The organism is Oceanobacter mangrovi, from assembly GCF_019740315.1.
GTDB lineage: Bacteria > Pseudomonadota > Gammaproteobacteria > Pseudomonadales > Oceanobacteraceae > Oceanobacter > Oceanobacter mangrovi.
In genome coordinates this window covers 239,364-262,859 of record NZ_JAHXZR010000002.1, presented here as the reverse complement: position 1 = coordinate 262,859, position 23,496 = coordinate 239,364, and the positions used below count along the sequence as shown (strand labels likewise).

Here is a 23,496-nt window from a genome sequence, read left to right as displayed (position 1 = left end):
CTGCCGCAAACTACGACAATTGCTGCAGCGGCCGAATACTGTCTTCGACCACCATGGCATTAAAGGTTGAAAGTATATTCTTCACCCGGCCATCCGTCTCGATGGATTGCTGCGCGATATAGACGGATTCGGCATGTAAACGCTGCCGTCGCTGGTCCGGAGTTTCGCCTCGCGGAGTCTGCAATTGCATCTCGACGCGAGCAGCGGGTATCAGGGTTTGCAGCGCTATTTCAATACGCTGTTGCTGGTTGGCGTTAAACAACGCACCTTGCTGGGGATCCACATCAAACTGATAGTGACTGCCGTTGATTGCAACCAGTGCACTGTTGCGGGCAATGTTCATCGGCAATCCTGCCAATGGCAAGTGTGCCAGCCACATCCACCAGGTATGGGGAGCCAGCTCAGGCAGCTGATCAACCGGTACCACAACTTCCGGCTCAGCGGCGACCGGCGCAGCAACGGCTGCTCTGGGTTCCGGCGTGAAGGTCGGAGCCGCCATTGGCTGCTCCATAAGCTGACTCAAACCGCCTGGGCGTGCTACCGGCTCGTTAGGCGGTGCAGCCATCGGCTTTGCAGCAGGAGCTGGTTTCGGTGCAGGTGGAGCTGAAACCGCTGGAGCAGGAACCGCCGTGATAGCCGCAGCGCTTGCAGGTTCCCGCGGGTCTGGGTCCCAGGGCGGCGTTTCGGATTCATCCGCATAGCCGCTATGCCCGGCAGACTGATCGTGATCATCAGAATGGCCATAATCCGCGCTTTCATACCCGGCATCACCATAGTCGGCGGCCGTCGGCGAGGATTCAGTGGCGGATTGGGTGACGTGTTCGACGGGAGTTGGCTCGGCTGGCGCTGGTTCAAGCGCAACTGGCTCAGCTATTTTCTGCTCAACAGTTTCTGGTGCTTCAGCGACAGGGGCGCCAGGCTCGGCCAGCGGCTCTGGGCTGACCAGAGGCTGTGCCGCCGTATCAGTTTCAACGACAGCCTCAGACGCCGGGCTGTCCGTCAGAAACTTTTTTTTTTGCTCGTCGTCCGTGCCTGCTGCCGCTGACGGCGCATTCAACTGTGACGGTGGGGTTGTCAGTGCGGTAGCCAGATCCAGCTCAGCCAGCGCGGTTGGCAACTGTTCAGGCATTGGCCGGAAAGCCAGCATGCGCAACAACAGCATTTCAAAACCCTGACGCGGATCTGGCGCCTGGGCGATATCCTTACGACCGCTCAGTGCAATCTGATAATACAGCTGCAGATCTTCGCCATTCATGGCTAACGCCAACGCCAGAATCGCCTGACGATCACCTTCGGCATTGTCGATGGCATCAGGCACCACCTGCGCCAATGCCGCCTTGTGCCAGACACTCAGCAAGCCCTGCACGACTTCGTCAAAGTCTGGCCCCAGTTCGGCCATTTCGGCGACTTCCTGCAAGACTTCCGGCGGATTGGCCCGCGCCAGCACTTCAGCCAGACGGAACAAACGGCCACGATCCATGGTGCCCAGCATGCTGGTCACCTGCTGCTCCAGCACCGTGCCTTCACCAAACGCGATGGCCTGATCGGTCAGGCTGAGGGCATCACGCATACTGCCCTGGGCAGCACGCCCCAGTTGCCACAGCGCTGGCAATTCGTAACCCACATCTTCGGCCTGCAGCACGCTTTCCAGATAGCCAACAATGCTTTCCGGCGTCATGTTTTTGAGACTGAATTGCAAACAGCGCGACAGAATCGTCACCGGCAACTTTTGTGGATCGGTGGTAGCCAGCAGGAATTTGACGTGCTCAGGTGGCTCTTCCAGGGTTTTCAACAAGGCGTTGAAACTGTGGGTAGAGAGCATGTGCACTTCGTCGATCAGATAAACCTTGAAGCGGCCTCGTGTAGGCGCGTACTGGACGTTATCCAGCAGTTCACGAGTGTCTTCGACCTTGGTACGGGAAGCGGCGTCGACTTCGATCAGGTCAACAAACCGGCCTTCGGCAATTTCCCGGCAAGAGGAACATTCGCCACAGGGGCGCGAGCTGATGCCCTGCTCACAATTGAGACACTTGGCGAGAATTCGGGCGATGGTGGTTTTACCGACCCCGCGGGTACCGGTAAACAGATAGGCATGGTGCAGTCGCTGTTCATCGAGCGCGTTGATCAACGCTCGCAGTACATGCTCCTGGCCGACCATTTCATGGAAAAACTTTGGCCGCCATTTACGTGCAAGTACCTGATAACTCATGAAAACGCTGACTCAGCAAAACTTCGATGTGCGAATGATAACGGCTTGGCGGCAGGATGTCAGGTCAGGATTGGAGATGACCTCCACCAGCCGCACCCCGGCACACGAGTTCACTACTACCGTTGCTCCCTTCCGGGCCTGGCGGGGTTCGCAGTGTATCGTTGCGAGGGGACCAGTGGAGGCCACCATAACGACCTGACTTTCGACAGGAGCGCGCATCCTACCCACAACCTGTAACAGAATCAAGGGCTTATCTGCCCTGTCAGGAAAATTTCCTGAATCTGTCCAGCCCGGGCTTCCCCAGACAGGTATAAATGCGGATCAGAGATGCAGCCACTGTTTAAGCGCCAGACTGATCACATCGGCGCGGGTCAGATTCAGTTCGCCAGCCACTTCATCCAGACGATCAATGATATCGCCGTCGATTTTCACTTCCAGCCGCTGCAAACCACGTTGCTTATCACGCTCACGTTGAAACCGCTTGTTAAAGCGGCTCTGGGAACGACGGTCGTAAGGACTGCTTTTCGGCCGCCCTCTCCGGGGTGACGAAAACATATCAATGGTTGTACGGTCTTCAGGCTGAACTGACATGGTGGTACCGAATAACAAAACGGGCGGCATTATGCCGGGCAGTTTCTGAATTGCAACGCTGACGGGCACGCAATCCTTGCTGCAGCCTGCGCAGCTACCCTGGCAGGCGAATTATTCTAACGCATGTCCTGTGAATTTCAGCGAGCCGAAAATCAACCCGGTTTACAGAGCGACGATTTGATTGGCATCCTTGCCATTCCCACGCCATCGCCATACTGTTGGCTTTTCAGGATCGTCCGACGACACTGATCGGCACCCTTTCAACGCTGACTCACCAGACGGTCTTTTTATATCAGTAAACCTAGCAATGATGGAAAACATGCCAGCCAAAGCTTCCACTCGTTTATCCGCTGAACAGCTTACCCAGGCAGTCAATACGGACATACTCAACTTCGACACTACCGCCGAGCTGGATTATTTCCATGGTGTGCTTGGTCAGGAGCGGGCAGTTAATGCCATCCAGTTTGGTGTCGCCATGCAACGTTCCGGTTACAACATCTTTGTGATGGGTGACACCGGCACCGGCCGTTCGTCCTATGTGCGCGACTACCTCAAAAGCGAAGCCAAGCGTCAGGACACCCCAACGGTGTGGTGTTACGTCAACAACTTCAAGAACCCCCGCGAGCCGGGCGTGATTGAATTACAGCCTGCCGAAGCCAGTCAGCTTGGCGATGATATTCGGCTGCTGATCGACCAGTTGCTGGCGACCTTCCCGGCCGCTCTGGAACATCCGTCCTATCAGCAGAAAAAAGCGGCCATTGATTACCTGTTCAACCGCAAATACGACAAGGCCATCGAACAGGTTGAAAAAGAAGCTCACAAACAGGGCGTCGCCGTATACCGTGATTCTTCCACCATCAGCTTTACGCCGATGCGTGAAGGCAAGGCACTGGACGAATCAGACTTCGCCCAGCTGCCGGAAGAAGAACGCGAGCATTTCCACGAAACCATTGCCCAACTCGAACAAATGCTGGGTGATCAGCTGGCCGAATTGCCACAGTGGAAACGCGAGAGCAGCGACCAGCTGCGAGAACTGAACCAGCACACCATCAGCGAAGCCATCGAGCCGCTGCTGAAGCCGATTCGTGAGCGTTTTGGCCATCACGACCGGGTTTCATCGCATCTGGACGAGCTGCAGGAATACCTGCCGCGACTGGTACTGGAAGAGCTGGTCGACGACCGCCTGATGGAACTGCGCGAGGAATACGTCAAGCGCAACCGGCTGGAAGAATCGCTGCTGCCCAACGTGGTGACCCACCACTCGGCTGACAGCGGCGCGCCGGTGGTTTATGAACCGCATCCAAGTTATGGCAACCTGTTTGGCCGCATCGAATACACCAGCGACCAGGGCGCACTGGTAACCAACTATCAGCATATTTGCCAGGGTGCACTGCACCAGGCCAACGGCGGCTACCTGATTCTGGATGCCGAAAAAGTGCTGCAGGAACCCTTTGTCTGGGACGCCCTCAAGCGCGCCATTCAATCGCGCCAGCTGAAGATGGATTCACCCTATTCGGAAATGGGTCTGCTCAACACCACCAGCCTGCTGCCAGCCGTGATTCCACTGTCAGTCAAGCTGGTACTGATTGGCTCCCGCAACATCTACTACCTGCTGCAGGAATACGACGAAGACTTCAACCGGCTGTTCCGCAGCGTGGTCGATTTCGACAATGACCTGCCGCTCACCGACGCCACCCTGCACGCCTACGCCCGGCTGCTGAAGAGCCGCGCCGATGAGCAGGGCTACGCCCAGCTGAATCGTGACGCGATCGTTCGCATGGTGCGTTACAGCGCGCGCCTGGCCGAGCAACAAGACAGCCTCAGCGCTCATATCGGCGAGCAGTTCGACCTGCTGTCAGAAGCGGATTTTGTCCGCTCCCTGACCAACGAGGAACATATCGGTCCACACCACATTGAACGTGCCATTGAGGCCAAACAGCAGCGTACCGGACGGGTTTACGACAAGCTGTTTGAACAGATGATGGACGGCACCGTGCTGCTGGAAACATCCGGCCAGGCAATCGGCAAGATGAACGGCCTGACGGTCATGTCGCTGGGCGGCACCAGCTTTGGTTCACCGGCGCGGATTACCGCAACGGTATATCCAGGCTCCAAAGGCGTGGTGGACATCGAGCGTGAAGTCAGCTTGGGTCAGGCGATTCACTCCAAGGGCGTGATGATTCTGGGCGGTTTCCTCGGTAACCGTTACGCCCAGAAATTCCCTCTGGCGATTTCTGCCCACCTGGCGATGGAACAGTCCTACGGTTATATCGACGGTGACAGCGCCTCACTGGCTGAGCTGGTGTGCCTGATCTCTGCACTGATCAAGTCGCCTATTGACCAAAGCTACGCCATGACCGGCTCCGTTAACCAGTACGGCGAAGTTCAGGCCATTGGCGGCGTGAATGAGAAGATCGAAGGATTCTTCAGGCTTTGTGAGGCTCGTGGCCTGACCGGCAGCCAGGGAGTGATTATTCCGGAATCCAACCGTCGCAACCTGATTCTGGCCGACGAGGTGGTTCAGGCGGTGGCGGATGGCCGGTTCCACATCCATTGCGTGCATCACGTCGACGAAGCCATTGAAATCCTGCTGCAACGTGAAGCTGGCGCGGCTGACGATGATGGCAACTTCCCGACTGGCAGCGTTAACGGCGATATTATCGAGCGGCTGCGGGTGATTTCCGGCATGGCCGGTCGTCCGGGCAGCAAGAAAAAATCTGGTCGCAAGAAGGCACGCAAACAGAAAGCGGACTGAAACCTGAAAGGCTGCACGGGTGTGTCAGCGACATACCCGTAAGCCGTCAGACAGTAACGCCAAAAACAAAAAACGCTCCCGAGGGAGCGTTTTTTGTTGGTGTTTACCTGAATTCTTTCAGATTGCGAGAGACGTATTGCAGCGTCTGACCGATAATCGCATCACTGACTTCGTGAAAACGATCGTCCATAGCGGTTATCTCATCCGAGAATTCATTTTCGATCTTGTCGAAAAGCTCAATACGGTCATCTTCATCTGCAGGAATCTGACGATCCGGAAAATAGCCAATCAACTGATCCAGCAAGGAGTGCGATACCTTGGCTTTGACGCGCTCCAGCGCATCAAGAGTATCCAGTGCCAACGCACCTACGTCATGATGGAAAAACTGGCCGAAGCCGCCGTTTTCCATTTCACGCAGCAATCCGTCAATACAGAAGACAGTTTTTTCGGCATCCGAGAGAGCGTCATATCCCTGCTCGGTTTCCTTGTCATAAATCACATCAGTGATTTGCAGAAATGAATCAGTTTCATCGGCCAAATCAAGTGCCGCCTGAATCTCCACGTTCATAGGTCTAACTCAACACTCTCGCAATTATTCGGTTGGAAGGTTTGATCACGATAGCCGAAGGCCGAAACTTTGACAAAGGTTTTACAACGCAATTTAGCACCTGTGTCGGGCCATATCTCAGCTGACTAAAACGAATAACAGACAACCGCCCTGTTACTCAAGTTTTATGTCATCAATTGTCCAACCAACAGCACATTTTTTCTGCCAAATGCTGCGGTTGCTCCATTGGAAAGCAATGTGAGCCCCCGAACGCCTCCTTACTGAACGCCGGATTCATACGTAACGCCCGTTCGACAGCTGGTTCAATAAAACCAAATTCCGGCCCTGCCGTGTAAACCCTGGTTGGCACCTGAACACCGCGTATGCTGTGCCAGAGCCGATCTGGTGCAGAACCGAACAATCGCCCCTCCCACTCCGGTTCACAAGCCAATTTGACGCCTGCAGCGTCGTCCACAAGGCCAAACGCAGTAAAACCGTCCAGCGAGCGAGGGTGCCAGTTCTGATAGAGTTTTTTGGTGAGGAAATAACGTCGGGCCGCGTCTCGATCAGTCCAGCGACTGCGACGCTGACGCGCCTGCCTGACCAACGGATTTATATGCCACAAACGAGTCAAGCGTAACGCCTGCTGCAGCCGAATAATCGACACCGGCATCAACACCGGATCAAGCAAAATCAGTTTGCCAAACAGGCCCGGATGACGGGCAGCCATCATGGTCGTCAGCACGCCACCCATCGAATGGCCAATGGCAACAATTGACTGGCTCGAAGATGAGCCGTCATTCACCAGTTCATGTGCAACAAATCGTGCCAAGGTGTCAGCCATATCAGACCAAACCGGAAAGGCCTGAGCAGCCGCTCGTGAACGCCCATGACCTGGCGCATCGGATATCAGAATCGTCCAGGAGGCCGGTAAACACTCGGCTAACGCCAATAACGACATGCCGCAAAAACCATTGCCGTGCAGTAAATGCACGCCCGGAGCGCCGTTTTCACCATCCCGCCGGTAGCCACAAATTGTGCCGTCTGAGACTAAACGCCAATCAGTCAGTCCATAAAATTTCATATTATTCAGCATATGCTTCTATCGACCACCTGTAAGGATCGTCGGAGATGTGACCAATCACAGCTACAAACTGGGCATTGATCAAATCACCTGCGTCAAAATGGAATTACACTTGGTTCAGGAACACAGAAGAAGATGAAGACTTCGAGGTCAGGCACCCATAATTATTATTCTTTGCCTGACAGCTGTTCGAGGGACTTCAAGGAGCACTTGCAAACACCAACACATAGGGAACAACGATGACCGCCCAAGCCATGCACCGCGCACTCGAAAACAACCGCCGTTTCACCGACCTGAAAGACGCTGAAGCACGCCTGTCACAAGCCCGTCGCGACCTCGCCGCCCGGGTAATTTCCGAAGAAGAATACGAGACGATCGCCGACGTCTGCCTGAAGATCATTCGCGCCTGCCGCGACTGAGTCTACAACAGGCGTTAGAAGGAGCACACTGACCCAACAGCGGCTCCGTTCACCATCAGGCGGCGGAAGGCACTCCACTGTGGAATCTGAATTCCTCGTCTGGTGACTCAATCAGCTCACGTTCCAGCTGCTGAAAGAAGGCTACACGCTCGGTAATCGGCTCATCTGAATATTGTTGGGCCAGCGTCAGGTAGTCACAGTAGTGACGGCCTTCAGAGCGCAACAACGAGCGATAGAATTTCTCCAGTTGCTGATCCAGGTATGGGGCCAGTTTGGCGAACCGCTCACACGAGCGCGCCTCAATAAAGGCACCGATAATCAACACGTCAATCAACTCATGCACTCCGCCCTTGCGCACCGCTTCCCGCAGGCCAGAGGCATAACGCGAAGAGGACACATGACGATAGCCGATGCCACGCTCTTTCATGATGTTGACCACCTGCTCGAAATGCAGCAGCTCTTCACGGGCCAACTGACTCATTTTCTTTAACAGATCTTCACGATCAATGTGCTTGTAAAGCAGATTCATCGCCGTAGTCGCCGCCTTCTTTTCACAGTTGGCGTGGTCGATCAGCAGAATGTCCTGCTGTTTGAGCGCTTCGGTCACCCAAGCATCCGGGGTGGCACAGCCCAAAAATTCATTAATTTCCGCTAATACCTCATCGAGGTTCATAGCCCGTCCTCAATCATCTTTTCCAACGAGGCGCGAACATTACCGGAAATTGGCACAGTTTTCTGTGTTTTCAGGTCAACCAAACAGAAAGTCACCTGAGCTTCGACGATGGTATCGGCCACCTCGCCATCTCTCAGCAACTGAATCTGCTGCTGTACAGCACCACTCTTGTTGCCAAGGCTGTCGATCCGGGAACTGACACGAATGGTTTCCCCGGCCAGCGCTGGCCGCAGGTAGGAAATATTGATATTGGCAACCACAAAGGCCAGGCCTTCACGCTGGAACAACTCGAGCAATTCGTAACGCTCAACATAGTCCCAGCGGTCTTCTTCCATAAATTCCAGGTAGCGGGCGTTATTGACGTGCTGGTAAATGTCGAGGTGATAGCCGCGCACCTTGATATCTGTTGCCATAGAGTCCCCATTTTTTGCCGGTTTGAAATTACCGGTCTGAAAAAGCAGCGACTGGCAGTCTAATCAAACGATCGTTTCAATTCAAACATTCGTTTAAATCAATAACAGCGGCACACCCGCAAACTATTGCGGCCTGGGCGCACGCAACTCGCGGAAGTTGAGTTCAATGGGTACAGAATCTGTCAGAGTCGCCAATTCCCGCGTCAGCAATGCCAGTTGCCAGTCCTGCTGCAACTGGGCCACCAGACTGGCGCGCAAACCCGCCAGCTCCGTTAGCTGATCCAGCTGAATCAGGGCGCGATTCAGCGAGCCGCAGGCATCCAGAACGGCGCCAGCGGTCTTCGGCCCAAATCCTGTCACGCCTGGCAAATGATTGGTGGTATCACCGGTCAAAGCCCAGAAATCCGGCAACTGCTGTGGCGCCAGCCCATAACGCTGATGCACACCTTCTGCATCGAACAGCTTGCGGTCAAAGTGATTGGCAATCTGGATGCTGTGGCCGACCAGCTGAAAGAAGCCCTTGTCGGTCGACAGAATCACGCTGGAGATACCATGGCGTTGCGCCCGCCTGGCCAGGGCAGCACAGACGTCATCCGCTTCCCAGCCGTATTGATCGAGACAATGAATGCCTGCAGCCTGCAGCTGGCGGCGCAGATCCTCCAGAGCCTGATGCAAGGCATCCGGCATTGGTGAGCGACCTTTTTTGTAATCCGGCCACAAATCATGACGCCAGGTTTTGGCTTCCGATTCAAACACCATGGCGACATGGCTGCATTCCAGCCATTCGAGATTATTGTGAATAGTGGCGATGCAGCGACCCAGCGTTGCCTCCAGCGCTGTCGGGGTGTTTTCGACTGCCGCATACACCCGCCGAATCAGATTCATGGCATCAACAATCAGCAACTTCATGCGCCAGCCTCCCGGGTTTCATCGCCGTTATCGGCCTGATGCTGGGACTGCCACAAACGGGCGTAATGGCCGTTGAGCGCCAACAAACCTTGATGGTCGCCCTGCTCAACCACAACGCCGCCGTCCATCACCGCGATCTGGTCACAATCAATGATGGTCGACAGCCGATGGGCGATGATCAGCGTGGTATGGCCACGAGACACTTGCTTGATCGCCGCCATGATTGCCCGTTCGGTTTGAGAATCCAGTGATGAGGTCGCCTCGTCGAACAACATGATGGTTGGCCGTTTCAGCAACATACGAGCAATGGCAATGCGTTGTTTTTCGCCACCGGACAGCTTCAGCCCACGCTCACCCACCATCACATCCCAGCCTTCCTGGTGCAGCGATATCAGATGTTGCAGTTGCGCCATGGCAATCACTTGCTGCAATTCCTCATCCGTTGCCTGCGGGCGGGCGTACAGCAGGTTGTTTTTAAGACTGTCGTTAAACAGCACGGTGTCCTGCGGCACTATGCCCAGACAGCTGCGTAAATCCGCTTGCGGCAGTTCACGAATGGGCTGACCGTCTATGCGGATTTCGCCCTGTTGCGGATCGTAGAAGCGGAACAACAAGCGCGTCAGGGTTGATTTACCCGCGCCAGACAAGCCCACCACCGCACAGGTTTTGCCCGCGGGCAGTGTCAGATTCAAGCCCTGCAGCACCTCGCGGTCATCCCGATAGCCGAACCGCACGCCATCAAAGACCACCTCGCCGGCCTGAATCTGCAACGCTTGTTGGCCGTCGTCAGCAACCTGGCTATCGACATCCAGCAACTCGAACATGCGTTCGATATTGGCCATCGAGGCTTTCAATTCCCGATACACAAAGCCGAGGAAATTGAGCGGCATAAATAGTTGAAACATAAAGGCGTTGATCAAGACGAAGTCGCCTAGCGTCATTACTCCGATAACGACGTTCCAGGCTGCCAGCAGCATCATGGAAACAACTGCCAGACTGATAATCAGCGCCTGGCCGGAGTTCAAGCCAAACAGGGTGTAACGATTTTTCTGACGCGCCTCCTCCCACTGCGCCAGCGCGCTGTCATAGGCGGCGGCTTCACGCTGTTCGGCATTGAAGTATTTGACGGTTTCGTAATTCAGCAAACTGTCGAGGGCGCGGGCATGAGTGGTCGAATCCATGCGGTTGGCTTCGCGAATATAACGGGTACGCCATTCAGTCATGCGCGCCGAAAACACCACGTACAACACCACCGCCACCAGCGTAATCAGCGCAAATTCCGGCGGATAATTGGCCAGCAACAAACCAATCACCAGCGCCAGCTCCAGCAGCGTTGGCAAGATATTGAAGACCAGAAACCTCAACAGGAAGCTGATGCCCTGCACGCCGCGCTCAATATCACGCTGCAAGGCACCTGTCTGGCGATCCAGGTGAAAAGCCAGATTGAGACTGTGCAAATGACGGAACACCTTCAGAGTGGTTCGCCGCATAGCCCGCTCGGTGACACGGCCAAACACCAGATCACGAATTTCGCCAAACAACACTGACATCAACCGCGCCAAGCCATACGCCAGCAACAACGCCAGCGGCAACCAGCCCCAGGCTTGCTCCAGTTCGATGCCTTTGGGCAACTGATCCAGCTGATCGATCTGGTGCTTCAGCAGAAACGGCATCCCCACGCTGGCCAGTTTGGCACCGATCAGGCAAACCACCGCAACCACCACCCGCCAGCGGAACTCAAATAAATACGGCAGCAGGGTTTGCAGCCATTGCCAACCTTGTCGGACCGGTGGATTGGCTTCGTAGCTTCTGGCGCCAAACGACTTCATGAATGTTGTAACCTATGCTTAACAGAACGGCTGGAGGATTCAGCCGAACTTCGGAGGATGTTGATGAGCCGTCGAATCTACCACATTCAAAAGGCCTTGCCGGAACTGGTTGAGCTGGAAGCCCTGATTGAGGAAGGCCGCGATGTCATGCGTATATCCGCTCCCGCGCATGTTTCCCATGCCGGCGAGAAGCTGCCCATCTACTCCATCGAAATGGGCTCGAGGGCAACCATTGCGCCAACCCTGGCTCTGATTGGCGGCGTCCATGGCGTAGAGCGTATCGGCACCCAGATCATCCTTGCGTTTCTGCGCTCGCTGTTGCACCGGCTGGAATGGGATGAACAGCTGCAACAACAACTACAGCGACTCAGGCTGTTGTTTATTCCGTTAGTGAATCCCTCCGGTATGTGGAACAACAGTCGCTGTACCGCAACCGGCGTTGATCTCATGCGTAACGCCCCGGTGGAAGCCGAACACCGGCCACCACTGCTGGTTGGCGGTCAGCGAATCAGCGCAGCCTTACCCTGGTATCGCGGTAAAAAAGGCCAGGCGATGGAGCCTGAAAATCTGGCGTTAACCAGCGTGATTGAACAAACCCTGTTCACCCAGCCGCTGTGTATCTCACTCGACTGCCACAGCGGTTTTGGTTACCGCGACCGCATCTGGTTTCCGTACGCCAAAAGCCTGTTGCCCTGGCAAGGCCTGCCAGAAGCCTATTCACTGACCCACTTGTTCGAGCATTCCTACCCCAACCACGGCCTTTATCTGTTTGAACCGCAAGCTCACAGCTACACCACCTCGGGCGATGTCTGGGATTATTTGTATGACGGTTACCAGAGTCAGAATCCCAACGGTATTTTTCTGCCTCTGACCCTGGAGATGGGCTCCTGGACTTGGGTGAAGAAAAATCCGCAACAGTTGTTCCGCTTCCACAGCCTGTTCAACCCGATCCTGCCGCACCGCCATCAGCGCATCCTGCGGCGCCACAGTACCTTGTTTGATTTTTTAATGGCCGCACTGGCCAATCAGTCGGCCTGGGTCCCCGATAACCAGCAACATCGCCAGCAGCTGAATGCCCGCGCACAGGAGCGCTGGTATCCGGATATCGCTCGCGAAAATAGTCTGCTGACAACCTGAAATATAGCCATCAGCACACACCGGGCTGGAACCTGAAGGATTACTGGCAGTCTGAAGCCAGCGGCAAGGCGACACAGAGCGCCGGATTCCGTATGATAAGCGCCCGTTGAATTGCCACTACCCTGAACAGAGAAAGAATTTCACGATGCTGTCTGCACGCCCTCTGGCTAACCGAATGGCCAACCGACTGATTCTGGCTACGGCCCTGTTGTTCTCAGCCGCTACTCAAGCGGAAGTCTCTGCCCAACTGGGCGTCGTTAGCGAATACATGCGTGACGGCATCAGTGAAACCCGTGGCAAATACGCCGCTCAGGCTGGCGCCGGTTATATTCATTCCAGCGGATTCTATGGCGGCCTCTGGGGCAGTGAAATCAAGCACAAAGCCGACAACGCGCATTCTGAATGGGATGTCTACGCCGGTTTTTCACACTCGCTGACATCGCGTGTTGGTATCGACCTGGGCCTGACCCGCTCAACGTTCCACGGCGACTGGGAAGCAGATGAAAAAGACTACACCGACAAATTCCTGCGGCTGACACTGGATCGCTCACTGGTGCTTGGCTGGCGCCGTACCAGCAACTATCAGGGCAGCGAATTTGCCCGCCGGGTACTGGAAGCCTCCTACACCCTGCACACCAAAAGCTTTGACTTTGAGTTCTATACTGCCCAGCATCGCTATATGGAAATCGACGACGATTACAACTTCGGCAACGATAACCGCGACAGCTATTGGCATTTCCGCGTTGGTGTCGAACGTACCTACAACAAGTACGATTACCGCCTGACGCTGGAACGCACCAACCTGACGAGCGACTTTGATGCAGGCACCACATTCCAGTTCGGCGTCCACCGCTACTTCGACCTCTGGTAAGGCGCCCACCAGCAAACCTGAACGGGTTTGCGTACTACTTCGGGGACTGATTCGCAGCCGCTTTCATTGGCATCAGTTCCCCACCGAGCTACTCAAATTACCACTGGTCGAACAGGTCATCATGCCGGAACTGGCAGGCAATGGAGAACGTTGCCGCGAGACCACCCCGGCAACTATCAACGCCATGATGGAAGACCTGCGTCAGCAAACCCGTTTGCTGTTTCCCGATAACAGTCATCCACTCAGCCTGGTCGCCATATCCATGGGGGCCATGATCGCTACCGAATGGGCCAGCCAATACCCTGAAGAAATCGCCGAACTGCATCTGATCAACACCAGCTTCGGCCGCTTTTCAGCCCCCTGGCAACGGATGCGGCCGCGCGCGGCTGCCCGGCTGTTAGGTCTGACCCCCAGACTGTTATCCGACCCTGCCGCCCTGGAAGCCGGGATTCTGCAATTAACCGTCAGTCAGCCAACAACTCCTCAACTGCGGAGCCAGTGGCAAAGCTTCGCCCGCCAGAATCCGCTGCAAACCAGCAATATCCTGACCCAGATAAAAGCCGCCAGTCGCTGGCAAGGCCCGGCGCAGGCACCGGTGGAACATAGCTTTATTTATACCGCTGACGGCGACCGGTTGGTGTCACCTGATTGCAGTCGCCAAATAGCCGCGCACTGGCACAAACCATTAATCGAGCACCCGCACGCAGGCCATGACTTACCTCTGGATGATTGCCATTGGCTGGTGCAGAGCATTGAACGAACGATGCAATCCTGGTGAAAACACTGGCTATTGTTCTGCTACAGGTAGCCAACGCCGTAAAACCGCAAGCAAACAGTCCAGATCGATTGGCTTTGAAATATAGTCATTCATGCCTGATTGCAAACAGTGCTCGCGATCGCCCTTCATGGCATTCGCCGTCATCGCAATCACGGGGAGGGTTCGATATTGATATTCCTGCCGTAACAGACGGGTAGCTTCATAGCCATCCAACAGCGGCATATGGCAATCCATAAAAACAAGATCGTAACGATTTCCTGTAACGATCTGATTCAGAGCGTGTCGCCCGTTGGTAGACAAATCGACCGTTAGACCAAAGCGTTTCAACATACCCTGCGCTACTTTCTGGTTAACCGGATTATCCTCTACCAGCAGCACGCGCCCTTTAAATTCCGGGTACTTTTCATTTTCAGACTGCGGCAGCCGGGCCTGATTGGTTTTCTCATGGATTTGGTCCCCAACCTGAAGCGTGACTGTGAACCAGAACAGGGCTCCTTTACCGGGTTCACTCTCCACGCCGATTTCGCCATTCATCAACTCGACAATCTGCCGCGATATGCTCAAGCCAAGACCGGTACCGCCGTAGCGACGGGTGGTGCTGGTATCGGCCTGGGAAAATCGCTCAAACAAGCGTTGTTTGTCGGTCGCGCTGATGCCTATTCCGGTATCGCTAACGGTAAAATGCAGCTGAACCTTGTCACCCTGCAATTTCGCCTCGCAATTAACCGATATAGAGCCTTGCTCAGTGAATTTGATGGCATTACCGACCAGATTGAACAGCACTTGCTGTAATCGCCCGGGGTCACCAACAACCCAACGCAGGGGTACCGGCTGCGCTGGACAAATCAATCGCAGGCCCTTTTCGGTGGCCCGGTGACTGATCGAATCAGCGAACAGCGACAACATTTCCGGTAAATCAAACTCCAGCTGTTCCAGCTCCAGACAGCCGGATTCAATTTTGGAAAAATCCAGAATGTCGTTAATCACTGTCATCAGGGAATCGGCGCTATAGCGAATACTGGTCGCCATTTCGCGCTGTTCTGCAGTCAGCGCGGTTTCCATCATCAGGTTGATCATACCCAAAACGCCATTCATGGGAGTGCGAATTTCATGGCTCATGTTGGCCAGAAACTGACTTTTGGCACGATCAGCGGCCTCAGCGGATTCCTTTGCCGCCTTCAGCTCCAGCATGACTTTTTCTGAGTGCTCCTTGGCCTTTGTGAGTTCACGGGTGCGCTCCTCGACAAGCTCTTCGAGTTGCTCCTGATAACGTTTAAGCTCATCTTCAGCCTGACGCCGCTCGGATATATCCGTCGCAAACGCTACCGCATATTCCTCGCCATCCAGTTCAAAATAATGAGATCGAACCTCTACCGGAAACTCGCAGCCGTCCTTGTCACGATGAAGGGTTTCGAAGTTTACGTGCAACGCATCTTTCAGATTGTTCCAGATCTGTGGCCAGTTTTCTTCAGTAACATTAGGGTCCCAGTCCCAAACAGGGACGCCAATCAGATCCTGTCGAGATACCCCCAAACGCTCACACGCTGCCCGGTTGACGTTAACAATGCGGGAGTCCTTGCTCATCCAGAAGACCTCGTACGAAGCAACTTCAAGCGAGTACTGGTTGAACTTGAGGGAGTTGAAAATAGCCTCGCTGTTGGCAAGCTCCTGCTCAAGATCGAACCCGGCCTGATGAAAGTGTTGCTGTAGCAGCTCCTGCAATTGCGGTAACCGCGGGTTCTTTCGCATCCGATTGCCTCCGTTGAGAGTAATCCGGCTTTTTCAGAACAGCATAGCAGGCTGGCATCCTGCGCTCAGCTTCATCAGCCACAGGCCAGTCAATCCGTACAAAAGACATAAAAAAACGGGCAACCTGTGCCCGTTTTCTTCAACTCTGGATCATGCCTGCTTCAACGGCAGTTTCACGCCCAGATATTTTTCCAGCTCTGGTAATGAGAAGGCATCATCTTCCGATACCAGGCTGAATGACTGGCCTTTGGCACCAGCACGGCCAGTGCGGCCAATACGGTGTACGTAGTCTTCGGGGTCTTCCGGCAAGGTGTAGTTAAACACGTGGCTGACGCCGTCAACGTGAATACCACGACCGGCCACATCAGTGGCCACCATGATGGTGACTTCGCCATCGCGGAAGCGTTCGAGGGTTTTCACCCGCTTCTGCTGATTCACTTCACCCGACAGCAGCACCGCCTTGAAACCGCGCTTGTTGAGCTTGTCGCACAGGTTGCGGGTGTGATCACGACGGTTGGCGAAAATAATGCAGCGTTCCGGATTTTCCTGCTTGAGGAAACGCTCGAGCAAGCCAAATTTGTCGGATTCCGCGACCAGATACATATGCTGTTCAACCCGGTCAGTAGTAACCTGCTCCGGTTCGATTTCGACTTTCAGCGGCTCACGGGTCCACTGGTCAATCAGGATTCGTACGTCGAAGTTGAAGGTAGCCGAGAACAGCAGGGTCTGACGGTGATCCTTCGGCGGCGTTGCCCGCACGATGCGGCGCACATCGGGGATAAAGCCCATGTCGAGCATACGGTCGGCTTCGTCGAGTACCAGCACTTCCACCTGGTCGAGGAAGACGTCCTGGTTACGCATAAAGTCGATCAGACGACCCGGCGTTGCCACCAGAATGTCGACCACTTCGTTACGCAGCACCTTGCGCTGTGGCTCATAGTCCATGCCGCCGACAACGGTAAGAATGTTGAGACCGGAATATTTCGCCAGGCCATCCGCATCCTTGCCAATCTGCAGGGCCAGCTCGCGGGTTGGGGCAATCACCAGCGCACGTGGCTCACTGGCAAAACGCTGTTCCGGCTTAACAGTCAGCAAACGATTCATGATGGTCAGCAGGAAGGCTGCTGATTTACCAGTACCGGTTTGCGCCTGACCAATGGTGTCACGACCACGCAGGGCCGCTGGCAGGCTTTCCGCCTGAATTGGCGTGCAGTAATGGAAACCGAGATCCTGAATTGCATGCATGATGCTATCGGGCAAGTCGAGATCGTGGAAACGGGTTTTACCTTCAACCGCATCGACCTTGAATTCGGCTGGATCCCATGGCGCGGTAATCTCCGCTGGCTTGTTAGCAGGACGGGAACCGGAATGCGAACCAGAACCTGAGGAACCGGAGCTGCTTTTCTTACTGCGCTTTTTACCGCTGGAAGAAGACTTGCCAGCCGCATTGGTTTTGCCACTGTGGCCAGCCTGTGGCTGATCACCACGCTGGTGCGCAGCCGGTTTGGCGGCGGCGCTGTTGTTGGTTTTGGTCGACTTCGCCGGTTTGGATTCCTGCTTGCCGCCTGAAAGTGCGTTAATAATGTTTTTTAACAAAAGTGTCTCCAGTCAGAGTCTTTCCAGCACAAACAGATCGGCGGAATAAACGTCGTGGCGCTGATAATAATCAAGTAACGCCTGTTTTAATACTTCTGCACGCGGGGGCAAGCCCTGCTGCAGGTAAACCCGGGCCTGCTGCCATACATTAAAGGCAAATTGTCGGCGGCCCGCCTCTACTTCCGCGGGATCACCGTCCAGATTGTCTGTACTGATATGAAACTTGCGACCACAGGCTTCGGACAATAGCCACTCAACCGCCTGTGGTTTGATTTCTACCTGCTCGAATTCGCGTTGCAGTTCTGCCGAACGGCCATCTGGCTCATACCAGTAGCCAAAGTCCACCAGCTGACGACGCTGCTTGCCGGCAATACACCAATGGGCAATTTCATGCAGCGCAGACTCGTAAAAGCCATGGGCGAAGACCACCCTGTGGTAGTCGTGCTGGTCATCGGCTGGCAAATAGATGGGTTCGTCATCTCCGGCTATCAGGCGGGTGTTTTCGATACAGGCAAACAATTGGTCAAACACCTGAATCAGATCATCAGGGTCCAGACTCTCTGCCGATACGGCAGTTGCAGCAACAGGCGAAAACTGACTAGTCAAGAACAACACGCGAATACTTGCCAAAGGGTTGGCGAGTATATCACCAGTCTGCCATGTTGGCATGGCCACAAAAACCTGACCGGCTTGTCAACAGTGGTTGGTTTTTCGCGGCCGCATCGGCACAATGCAGCGCCTGTTCAATCCATTCCTGCCAACCTTGCGAAAACCCTGTGACCACATCTGTTTCAACCGCCAGCCCCTCTTTTACCAAGCGCGAACGCAAGGCCCTGTTTCGGCTGATGCTGCCGATTCTGGCAACCCAGCTGGCTCAAATCGGCATGGGGACCATCGATACCTTGATGTCCGGCCACGTCAGCACCCGGGATCTGGCCGCCGTAGCGGTTGGGACTTCCGTGTGGCTGCCGGTATGGCTGTTTCTGGCGGGCATTTTGGTTGCGGTGTCACCACTGGCCGCCAATCTGAATGCTGCAATCAACAAACCATCCGGCCAGCGTTCGGGTGCCAGTGCCTTACCTGATTTGCTGGCAACGACCCTGTTTGTTGGCCTGATCGCGGGGATTCTGGCGGGGATTCTGCTGTGGCTCGGAGCCAGCTTCGTTAACTGGCTGATTGATGACCCGGTTACTGCACGGATTTCGGCTGACTATCTGCTGGCCATTGCACTTGGCTTCCCTGCCGTAGGTGTCTTCCTGGCCTACCGTTATTACGCCGAAGCACTGAATCAGCCCATTCATGTGACCGGTGTCATGCTCATCGGCCTGCTGGCCAACATCCCGCTCAATGCTGTTTTTGTGTACGGCTGGTTTGGCCTGCCGGAAATGGGAGGTGTGGGATGTGGGATTGCCAGCAGTCTGGTGTTTGTCGGCATGGCCTTCGCAATGGCCCGCAATACCCGTAAACACCGGATTCCGGCGCACTATGCGCTGGTAAAACGCTGCCTGCAGCCGGACTTTGCCCAGGTTCGCAAACTTTTGCGTATTGGCGTTCCGATAGGTCTGGCCATTTTCTTTGAAGTGAGTTTGTTTACCACCGTCGCTTTATTCCTGACAGATCTCGGGCCAGTTGTTGTTGCTGGCCACCAGGTCGCGATCAATGTTTCGTCATTAACATTTATGGTGCCGCTCAGTCTGGGAATGTCACTCACCGTGCGCGTTGGCCATTACCTGGGCAGTGATGATCCTCAGAGCGCCAAACAGGCGTCATGGTTGGGAGTCCGGCTGAATCTTGCGCTGGCAGTCGTGAACGCCTTACTGATCACTTTCCTGGCGACACCAATCGCAACCCTTTATTCGCCGGATCACCAGGTTGTGCAACTGGCTGCCAGCTTGTTGTTATATGCCGCTGTATTTCAACTGTCTGACGCCACCCAGGTCGCCGCTGCCGGTGCCCTGCGTGCCTATCACGATACCTTTGTGGTGATGTTGATTACTTTTATCGCCTATTGGCCGTTAGGTATGGGCAGCGGTTACCTGCTGGCCTTCCACGGCATTACAGCACTGGATATTCCCGCTGCTGGCGCCCAGGGCTTCTGGACCGGTCTGATTATCGGGCTGAGCTGTGCAGCAATCGCGTTAACGATTCGACTACGAGTTATCTGCCAACGAACATCAGCCTCTTCAGCTATGCCCTGATGCCACAACCAGGAACCGCAAGAAAATCATCAGTCCCGACGACTTTTAGTGCCGCGTATTTTTGTTTAAAAACGCCTGAACACAAGCCTTGCAAACACAGGCCTTACGGCGTTGCTCGGGAGGAATTTGGGCCAGCAGAGCCTCCGGGAACGTGAGCGCCGGGTCATTACACCAACAGGATTTGCTGACGTCTTTTTCAGCCAGGTTGACGCAGGAATTGGCTTGACCGCAGAGCGGGCAAACCAATGGATCAATTGCTATTGGTTGTTCAGTCAAAGTGGCTTCCTGATATTTCCATGAACCTATAACAGAGCACAGCACTTCGACAGCTGCTGTGCGCTATCAGACGATCCAATCAAGGACATGGATTGGAAATAACAGCGTGAATGCCGTTAATACCGTCAATCAGCTCCTGACTCAATTCTACCGCCGCTGAGTCGATATTTTCTTTCAGCTGTTCCATGGTGGTGGCACCAAGAATATTACTGGTAACGAACGGTTGCTGGGTGACAAACGCCATTGCCAATGTCGCCGGGCTGATGCCCGCCTGTTGAGCCAATTCGGCGTATTGGGAAGCAGCTTTGTCGGCCAGTTCGCCGTTATAACGCTGGAAGCGTTCGAACAGGGTCAAACGGCCTTTGGGAGGTTTTTGACCGTTAAGGTATTTACCCGTCAGCACGCCAAATGCCAGCGGAGAATAGGCCAGCAAACCACATTGCTCCCGGATAGACACTTCGGCCATGCCAACTTCATAGCTGCGATTCAGCAGGTTGTAGGGATTCTGTACCGAAACCGGGGCTGGCATGCCGATGCGTTTGGCTTCGGCAATAAATTTCATGGTGCCCCATGGCGTTTCGTTAGAGAGACCGTAGTGGCGAATCTTGCCCTGCTTGATCAGCTCGTGCAGCACTTCGAGGGTTTCCTCAATCGGCGTGATATCGCCATCCTGCTGATGCTGATACCCCAGCTTGCCAAAGAAGTTGGTATTACGTTCCGGCCAGTGCAGCTGGTACAAATCAACATAGTCGGTTTGCAGGCGACGCAGGCTTGAATCAATCGCCAGGTTGATATGTTCACGATTCAGGCGTGAGCCGCCGCGAATATGACTGCCACCAAAGGATGGGCCAGCCACCTTGGTCGCCAGAATAATGTCCTGGCGCTTGCCGGTCCTGGCAAACCAGCTGCCAATACATTCTTCGGTACGGCCCTGGGTTTCTGGCTTGGGTGGCACGGGGTACATTTCTGCGACATCAAAGAAGTTGATGCCTGCGGCTACGGCATAGTCCATTTGCTCATGGGCTTCTGCCTCGGTGTTCTGTTCACCCCAGGTCATGGTACCAAGACACAATTTGGTGACCTGCAGATCGGTGTTGCCGAGTGGACGCTTTTCCATCGTTACCTCCGTTTATTGAGCTGCCAAGTATACCTTGGCAGCAGCGAAGGTCTCATCAGACAGGCTGAACCCAGTGTTCTTTCTTCAGAACAGCCAGCTCAAACCCGGGTCTCGGTGCCAAAAATACGAGTCAGTGCCGCCGAAACCCAGCTGCTTTCTTTTTTCAATGCCTTGCGAACCACCGCAGCGTAGTTCTGGTCTTCGTGCTGAATATGCTGAATCAGCCAGCGGGTCAGTTCATTACGGATCTTGCGGGCAACGCCTATTGGGTCGTCTCCGGAGCGCAGGGCGTATTCGAAATCGTTGACCTTGGCCCTGAAGCGCTGATGCACCACCAGGTGGGCATCCAGCAAGGGATAACCTGCCCGCTCCATCAATTGCTCCTCAAAGGCGAAGTGATCGAAGGTGTAGTCCTTCAATAATTCCATCAGATCAAAAACGGCAGCCTTGTCATCCGACTTGATGGCTTCATCAAGACCGTTCACATAGTCGGCGATACGGCGATGCTGACTGTCGATAATGTCTACGCCAATATCGTACGAAGTGTTCCATTCGAAATAAGCCATGAGTCATCTCCTGTTTAACGAAGGACCGATGCTATCGACGGATTTTTTGAAAAGCTTGATGAAGATCAAATTTGAAAAAAGCACCGTATAACTGGCTTGTTATGTAGATTGGAACCAGTACTTTTCGACCACTTGTATGACCAATGAGCCGCTTTTCAGGCTTGATCCGGGTCTTCAGACAGCTCTCGACTACGTAAATAGCTGAACCACTCACGCCGATATTGATTGGCCAAACCACGATCCGGCAAGGTATTAATCAACTCGATCAGCAACTGTTTGCCCGCTTCAAAGACTTCGTCCGGACAAGGACGACGCAGCAAACCTAACAGCAGTTTCAACGCCTGATCATACTGTTCCGCAGCCGCCAGCCCCTGAGCCAGTGCCAGCCGGTTTTGCGGGCCTGGATGACTGCGAAAATTCTGTTTCAACCGAGCCAGATCACAGGGCGACTGCGCCAGTAAATGCCAGCGCGAAATCGCATGTTGCATCTGCGGGTCGCGTTGCCAGTCAGCCGGAATATTATCCAGCAGTTGCGGCAAACGTTCCCGCAGTTCCGGATGATGTGCCATAGCGTCCATCAGGCGCTGACAATAACGCGCCATATCACGGGCGTTGGCGGTCGGCAGTTGCAGTACCTGCTCGAGCTTCTGCAGCCCGGCCAGCCATTGAGATTGCTGAAACAGCGCCTCTGCCTGCTGTTTCAATTCGGCTTCCGGAGCTTTCACATAGGGTGCCAGCAGCTGGCGAATCTGGCTTTCAGGCAAGGCTTTGGTAAAGCGGTTGATTTCACGACCATGCAAATACAGCAACACCGACGGCAGGCCACGAACCGCCATCAGGCTCATCAGATCGGGATGCTGGTCGGCGTCGATAGTGACCAGCAACAGCTGGGAGGCAAATTCCCGCTGCAGCTTTTCCAGCACCGGCAACAAGGCACGACAGGGCGAGCACCAGCTGGCCTGGAAGTCCACCAGCACCAGTTGTTGGCGGGATTGCTGCTGGATTTGCATCAGCAAATCGTCGGGAGTGAGCCTTGGATCAATCATCAAACGGTGTCGTATACGGGGAAAGGCAGGTTACACTCTGGCCCTGACGCTTTCCAGCGCATCGCCAACCTGATCAGCCAAACAGAGTTCCATGAGTACATCAAGCCAATCCCGTCCCGGCCCTCTAGCCCATCATCGTAATCTGGTTCTTGGCCTGGTCGTCGCGTTATGGCTGGCGGGCACCGGGATCGCCTTGTGGTGGTTTCAGGCTCAGGTAGTAAGACCATTTCTGGCGGCCGATTCAGCGCCGCCTAACGCCCTGCAGGTTGAGCAGGGACTACAGCAATTGCTGGATCAGATACCCGCCCCAACCAATACCAACACGGTTACCTTACTGCATTTCTGGAATCCGGAATGTCTTTGCAACCAGGTCAGCAAACGTCACTTTGAAGGTCTGATAGAGGCCTTTGATCAGCAGCAATTACGCATTGTGGCGGTCGCACCGGCTGGTACGCCGGAAGCCACGCTGCAACAGTTTCGGCAGCTGAACGGCGACCGTATCTTGCTGATCAAGGCGGCTTCCGGTTTTCAGCCACCCGTCTCACCAGCGCTGGCGTTGCTACGTAGTGATGGCGCACTGGGCTATTACGGTGCCTATGGTTTTGGAGCCTTGTGCAGTGTCGCTAACGACGATTTTTTCCCCAATATCGTACGTCGCATGAGCACTGGCGAATACGGGCCGTTTGTGAATGTGGCGGGCAGCGGTTGTTTCTGCCCATGGCCACATGACTGA

At 54.7% G+C, this 23,496-nt stretch carries 22 protein-coding genes and 1 other RNA gene; 7 read left to right on the top strand and 16 right to left on the bottom strand.

From position 1 onward, the window contains the following. Nucleotides 1–10: 10 nt before the first annotated feature. From dnaX to ybfE, 3 genes are all read right to left on the bottom strand, one after another. Nucleotides 11–2,209, bottom strand: a complete 2,199-nt coding sequence (gene dnaX, locus K6123_RS05225) for a DNA polymerase III subunit gamma/tau (protein WP_221794856.1) — start codon at nt 2,207–2,209, stop codon at nt 11–13. Nucleotides 2,210–2,290: 81 nt separating this feature from the next. Continuing rightward, nucleotides 2,291–2,387: signal recognition particle sRNA small type (gene ffs / locus K6123_RS05220), an RNA gene on the bottom strand. 143 nt (nt 2,388–2,530) lie between these two features. Continuing rightward, a complete protein-coding gene (gene ybfE / locus K6123_RS05215; RefSeq protein WP_221794854.1) occupies nt 2,531–2,800 on the bottom strand; it encodes a LexA regulated protein in 270 nt (89 codons plus the stop codon). 319 nt (nt 2,801–3,119) lie between these two features. Between ybfE and K6123_RS05210 the strand changes: the two genes are divergently transcribed. After that, nucleotides 3,120–5,555, top strand: a complete 2,436-nt coding sequence (locus tag K6123_RS05210; protein ID WP_221794853.1) for a Lon protease family protein — start codon at nt 3,120–3,122, stop codon at nt 5,553–5,555. Nucleotides 5,556–5,658: 103 nt separating this feature from the next. Here K6123_RS05210 and K6123_RS05205 read toward each other — a convergent pair whose 3' ends face one another. Next, the gene (locus tag K6123_RS05205) at nt 5,659–6,123 is read right to left on the bottom strand and encodes a DMP19 family protein (RefSeq protein ID WP_221794851.1); all 465 of its coding nucleotides are present in this window, start codon (nt 6,121–6,123) and stop codon (nt 5,659–5,661) included. 172 nt (nt 6,124–6,295) lie between these two features. Continuing rightward, nucleotides 6,296–7,186 carry an alpha/beta fold hydrolase gene (locus K6123_RS05200; protein WP_221794849.1) on the bottom strand — a complete coding sequence of 297 codons (891 nt, stop codon included), beginning with the start codon at nt 7,184–7,186 and terminating at the stop codon, nt 6,296–6,298. Nucleotides 7,187–7,425: 239 nt separating this feature from the next. Between K6123_RS05200 and K6123_RS05195 the strand changes: the two genes are divergently transcribed. Further along, entirely contained in the window at nt 7,426–7,605 is a 180-nt protein-coding gene (locus tag K6123_RS05195; protein ID WP_221794847.1) for a hypothetical protein, read from the top strand. Nucleotides 7,606–7,660: 55 nt separating this feature from the next. Here the strand turns inward: K6123_RS05195 and K6123_RS05190 are convergent, their stop codons facing one another. The 4 genes from K6123_RS05190 to K6123_RS05175 form a co-directional block, all read right to left on the bottom strand. Further along, the gene (locus K6123_RS05190; protein WP_221794845.1) at nt 7,661–8,278 is read right to left on the bottom strand and encodes a MiaE family protein; all 618 of its coding nucleotides are present in this window, start codon (nt 8,276–8,278) and stop codon (nt 7,661–7,663) included. Then, nucleotides 8,275–8,691, bottom strand: a complete 417-nt coding sequence (locus tag K6123_RS05185; protein ID WP_221794843.1) for an acyl-CoA thioesterase — start codon at nt 8,689–8,691, stop codon at nt 8,275–8,277. The genes K6123_RS05190 and K6123_RS05185 overlap by 4 nt, the downstream gene beginning before the upstream one ends. Nucleotides 8,692–8,814: 123 nt before the next feature. Next, nucleotides 8,815–9,600: a 5'-3' exonuclease H3TH domain-containing protein gene (locus K6123_RS05180; RefSeq protein WP_221794841.1), complete on the bottom strand. Its 786-nt coding sequence runs from the start codon at nt 9,598–9,600 to the stop codon at nt 8,815–8,817. After that, nucleotides 9,597–11,429, bottom strand: a complete 1,833-nt coding sequence (locus K6123_RS05175; protein ID WP_221794839.1) for an ABCB family ABC transporter ATP-binding protein/permease — start codon at nt 11,427–11,429, stop codon at nt 9,597–9,599. The genes K6123_RS05180 and K6123_RS05175 overlap by 4 nt, the downstream gene beginning before the upstream one ends. A gap of 63 nt (nt 11,430–11,492) precedes the next feature. Here K6123_RS05175 and K6123_RS05170 point away from each other — a divergent pair, with 63 nt between their 5' ends. The 3 genes from K6123_RS05170 to K6123_RS05160 all read left to right on the top strand — a co-directional run bounded on the left by K6123_RS05170 (nt 11,493) and on the right by K6123_RS05160 (nt 14,215). Then, entirely contained in the window at nt 11,493–12,566 is a 1,074-nt protein-coding gene (locus K6123_RS05170; protein ID WP_221794837.1) for a DUF2817 domain-containing protein, read from the top strand. A 145-nt stretch (nt 12,567–12,711) separates the two neighbouring features. After that, nucleotides 12,712–13,437: a TorF family putative porin gene (locus K6123_RS05165; RefSeq protein ID WP_221794835.1), complete on the top strand. Its 726-nt coding sequence runs from the start codon at nt 12,712–12,714 to the stop codon at nt 13,435–13,437. Then, a complete protein-coding gene (locus K6123_RS05160) occupies nt 13,385–14,215 on the top strand; it encodes an alpha/beta fold hydrolase (RefSeq protein ID WP_221794833.1) in 831 nt (276 codons plus the stop codon). The genes K6123_RS05165 and K6123_RS05160 overlap by 53 nt, the downstream gene beginning before the upstream one ends. A gap of 9 nt (nt 14,216–14,224) precedes the next feature. Here the strand turns inward: K6123_RS05160 and K6123_RS05155 are convergent, their stop codons facing one another. The 3 genes from K6123_RS05155 to K6123_RS05145 all read right to left on the bottom strand — a co-directional run bounded on the left by K6123_RS05155 (nt 14,225) and on the right by K6123_RS05145 (nt 18,166). Continuing rightward, complete coding sequence (locus K6123_RS05155; RefSeq protein WP_221794831.1) at nt 14,225–15,964, bottom strand: ATP-binding protein; 1,740 nt, start codon at nt 15,962–15,964, stop codon at nt 14,225–14,227. 150 nt (nt 15,965–16,114) lie between these two features. Further along, nucleotides 16,115–17,560, bottom strand: a complete 1,446-nt coding sequence (gene rhlB, locus K6123_RS05150; RefSeq protein WP_246624631.1) for an ATP-dependent RNA helicase RhlB — start codon at nt 17,558–17,560, stop codon at nt 16,115–16,117. A gap of 12 nt (nt 17,561–17,572) precedes the next feature. Beyond that, nucleotides 17,573–18,166 (bottom strand): elongation factor P hydroxylase, encoded by a 594-nt coding sequence (locus tag K6123_RS05145; RefSeq protein WP_281423901.1) that lies wholly within the window; start codon nt 18,164–18,166, stop codon nt 17,573–17,575. Nucleotides 18,167–18,336: 170 nt separating this feature from the next. On the opposite strand from K6123_RS05145, the gene K6123_RS05140 reads away from it, so the two are divergent. Next, nucleotides 18,337–19,758: an MATE family efflux transporter gene (locus K6123_RS05140; RefSeq protein WP_221794827.1), complete on the top strand. Its 1,422-nt coding sequence runs from the start codon at nt 18,337–18,339 to the stop codon at nt 19,756–19,758. A gap of 45 nt (nt 19,759–19,803) precedes the next feature. Here the strand turns inward: K6123_RS05140 and K6123_RS05135 are convergent, their stop codons facing one another. From K6123_RS05135 to K6123_RS05120, 4 genes are all read right to left on the bottom strand, one after another. After that, nucleotides 19,804–20,034: a cysteine-rich CWC family protein gene (locus tag K6123_RS05135; RefSeq protein WP_221794825.1), complete on the bottom strand. Its 231-nt coding sequence runs from the start codon at nt 20,032–20,034 to the stop codon at nt 19,804–19,806. Nucleotides 20,035–20,113: 79 nt separating this feature from the next. After that, nucleotides 20,114–21,151 (bottom strand): NADP(H)-dependent aldo-keto reductase, encoded by a 1,038-nt coding sequence (locus K6123_RS05130; protein WP_221794823.1) that lies wholly within the window; start codon nt 21,149–21,151, stop codon nt 20,114–20,116. Between the two features lie 98 nt (nt 21,152–21,249). Further along, nucleotides 21,250–21,717 carry a bacteriohemerythrin gene (locus K6123_RS05125; RefSeq protein ID WP_221794821.1) on the bottom strand — a complete coding sequence of 156 codons (468 nt, stop codon included), beginning with the start codon at nt 21,715–21,717 and terminating at the stop codon, nt 21,250–21,252. A 155-nt stretch (nt 21,718–21,872) separates the two neighbouring features. Next, complete coding sequence (locus tag K6123_RS05120; RefSeq protein WP_221794819.1) at nt 21,873–22,763, bottom strand: thioredoxin family protein; 891 nt, start codon at nt 22,761–22,763, stop codon at nt 21,873–21,875. A 91-nt stretch (nt 22,764–22,854) separates the two neighbouring features. Here K6123_RS05120 and K6123_RS05115 point away from each other — a divergent pair, with 91 nt between their 5' ends. After that, nucleotides 22,855–23,496 (top strand): DUF6436 domain-containing protein, encoded by a 642-nt coding sequence (locus K6123_RS05115; RefSeq protein ID WP_221794817.1) that lies wholly within the window; start codon nt 22,855–22,857, stop codon nt 23,494–23,496.

What these genes read in the sequence shown, in the direction of transcription:
- dnaX (WP_221794856.1), bottom strand. Translation starts at nt 2,209, where the DNA reads ATGAGTTATCAGGTACTTGCACGTAAATGGCGGCCAAAGTTTTTCCAT.
- K6123_RS05160 (WP_221794833.1), top strand. Translation starts at nt 13,385, where the DNA reads ATGCAGGCACCACATTCCAGTTCGGCGTCCACCGCTACTTCGACCTCT.
- K6123_RS05205 (WP_221794851.1), bottom strand. Translation starts at nt 6,123, where the DNA reads ATGAACGTGGAGATTCAGGCGGCACTTGATTTGGCCGATGAAACTGAT.
- K6123_RS05115 (WP_221794817.1), top strand. Translation starts at nt 22,855, where the DNA reads ATGAGTACATCAAGCCAATCCCGTCCCGGCCCTCTAGCCCATCATCGT.
- K6123_RS05125 (WP_221794821.1), bottom strand. Translation starts at nt 21,717, where the DNA reads ATGGCTTATTTCGAATGGAACACTTCGTACGATATTGGCGTAGACATT.
- K6123_RS05195 (WP_221794847.1), top strand. Translation starts at nt 7,426, where the DNA reads ATGACCGCCCAAGCCATGCACCGCGCACTCGAAAACAACCGCCGTTTC.
- ybfE (WP_221794854.1), bottom strand. Translation starts at nt 2,800, where the DNA reads ATGTCAGTTCAGCCTGAAGACCGTACAACCATTGATATGTTTTCGTCA.
- K6123_RS05165 (WP_221794835.1), top strand. Translation starts at nt 12,712, where the DNA reads ATGCTGTCTGCACGCCCTCTGGCTAACCGAATGGCCAACCGACTGATT.
- K6123_RS05120 (WP_221794819.1), bottom strand. Translation starts at nt 22,763, where the DNA reads ATGATTGATCCAAGGCTCACTCCCGACGATTTGCTGATGCAAATCCAG.
- K6123_RS05175 (WP_221794839.1), bottom strand. Translation starts at nt 11,429, where the DNA reads ATGAAGTCGTTTGGCGCCAGAAGCTACGAAGCCAATCCACCGGTCCGA.
- K6123_RS05180 (WP_221794841.1), bottom strand. Translation starts at nt 9,600, where the DNA reads ATGAAGTTGCTGATTGTTGATGCCATGAATCTGATTCGGCGGGTGTAT.
- K6123_RS05210 (WP_221794853.1), top strand. Translation starts at nt 3,120, where the DNA reads ATGCCAGCCAAAGCTTCCACTCGTTTATCCGCTGAACAGCTTACCCAG.
- K6123_RS05200 (WP_221794849.1), bottom strand. Translation starts at nt 7,186, where the DNA reads ATGAAATTTTATGGACTGACTGATTGGCGTTTAGTCTCAGACGGCACA.
- K6123_RS05190 (WP_221794845.1), bottom strand. Translation starts at nt 8,278, where the DNA reads ATGAACCTCGATGAGGTATTAGCGGAAATTAATGAATTTTTGGGCTGT.
- K6123_RS05155 (WP_221794831.1), bottom strand. Translation starts at nt 15,964, where the DNA reads ATGCGAAAGAACCCGCGGTTACCGCAATTGCAGGAGCTGCTACAGCAA.
- K6123_RS05185 (WP_221794843.1), bottom strand. Translation starts at nt 8,691, where the DNA reads ATGGCAACAGATATCAAGGTGCGCGGCTATCACCTCGACATTTACCAG.
- K6123_RS05170 (WP_221794837.1), top strand. Translation starts at nt 11,493, where the DNA reads ATGAGCCGTCGAATCTACCACATTCAAAAGGCCTTGCCGGAACTGGTT.
- K6123_RS05130 (WP_221794823.1), bottom strand. Translation starts at nt 21,151, where the DNA reads ATGGAAAAGCGTCCACTCGGCAACACCGATCTGCAGGTCACCAAATTG.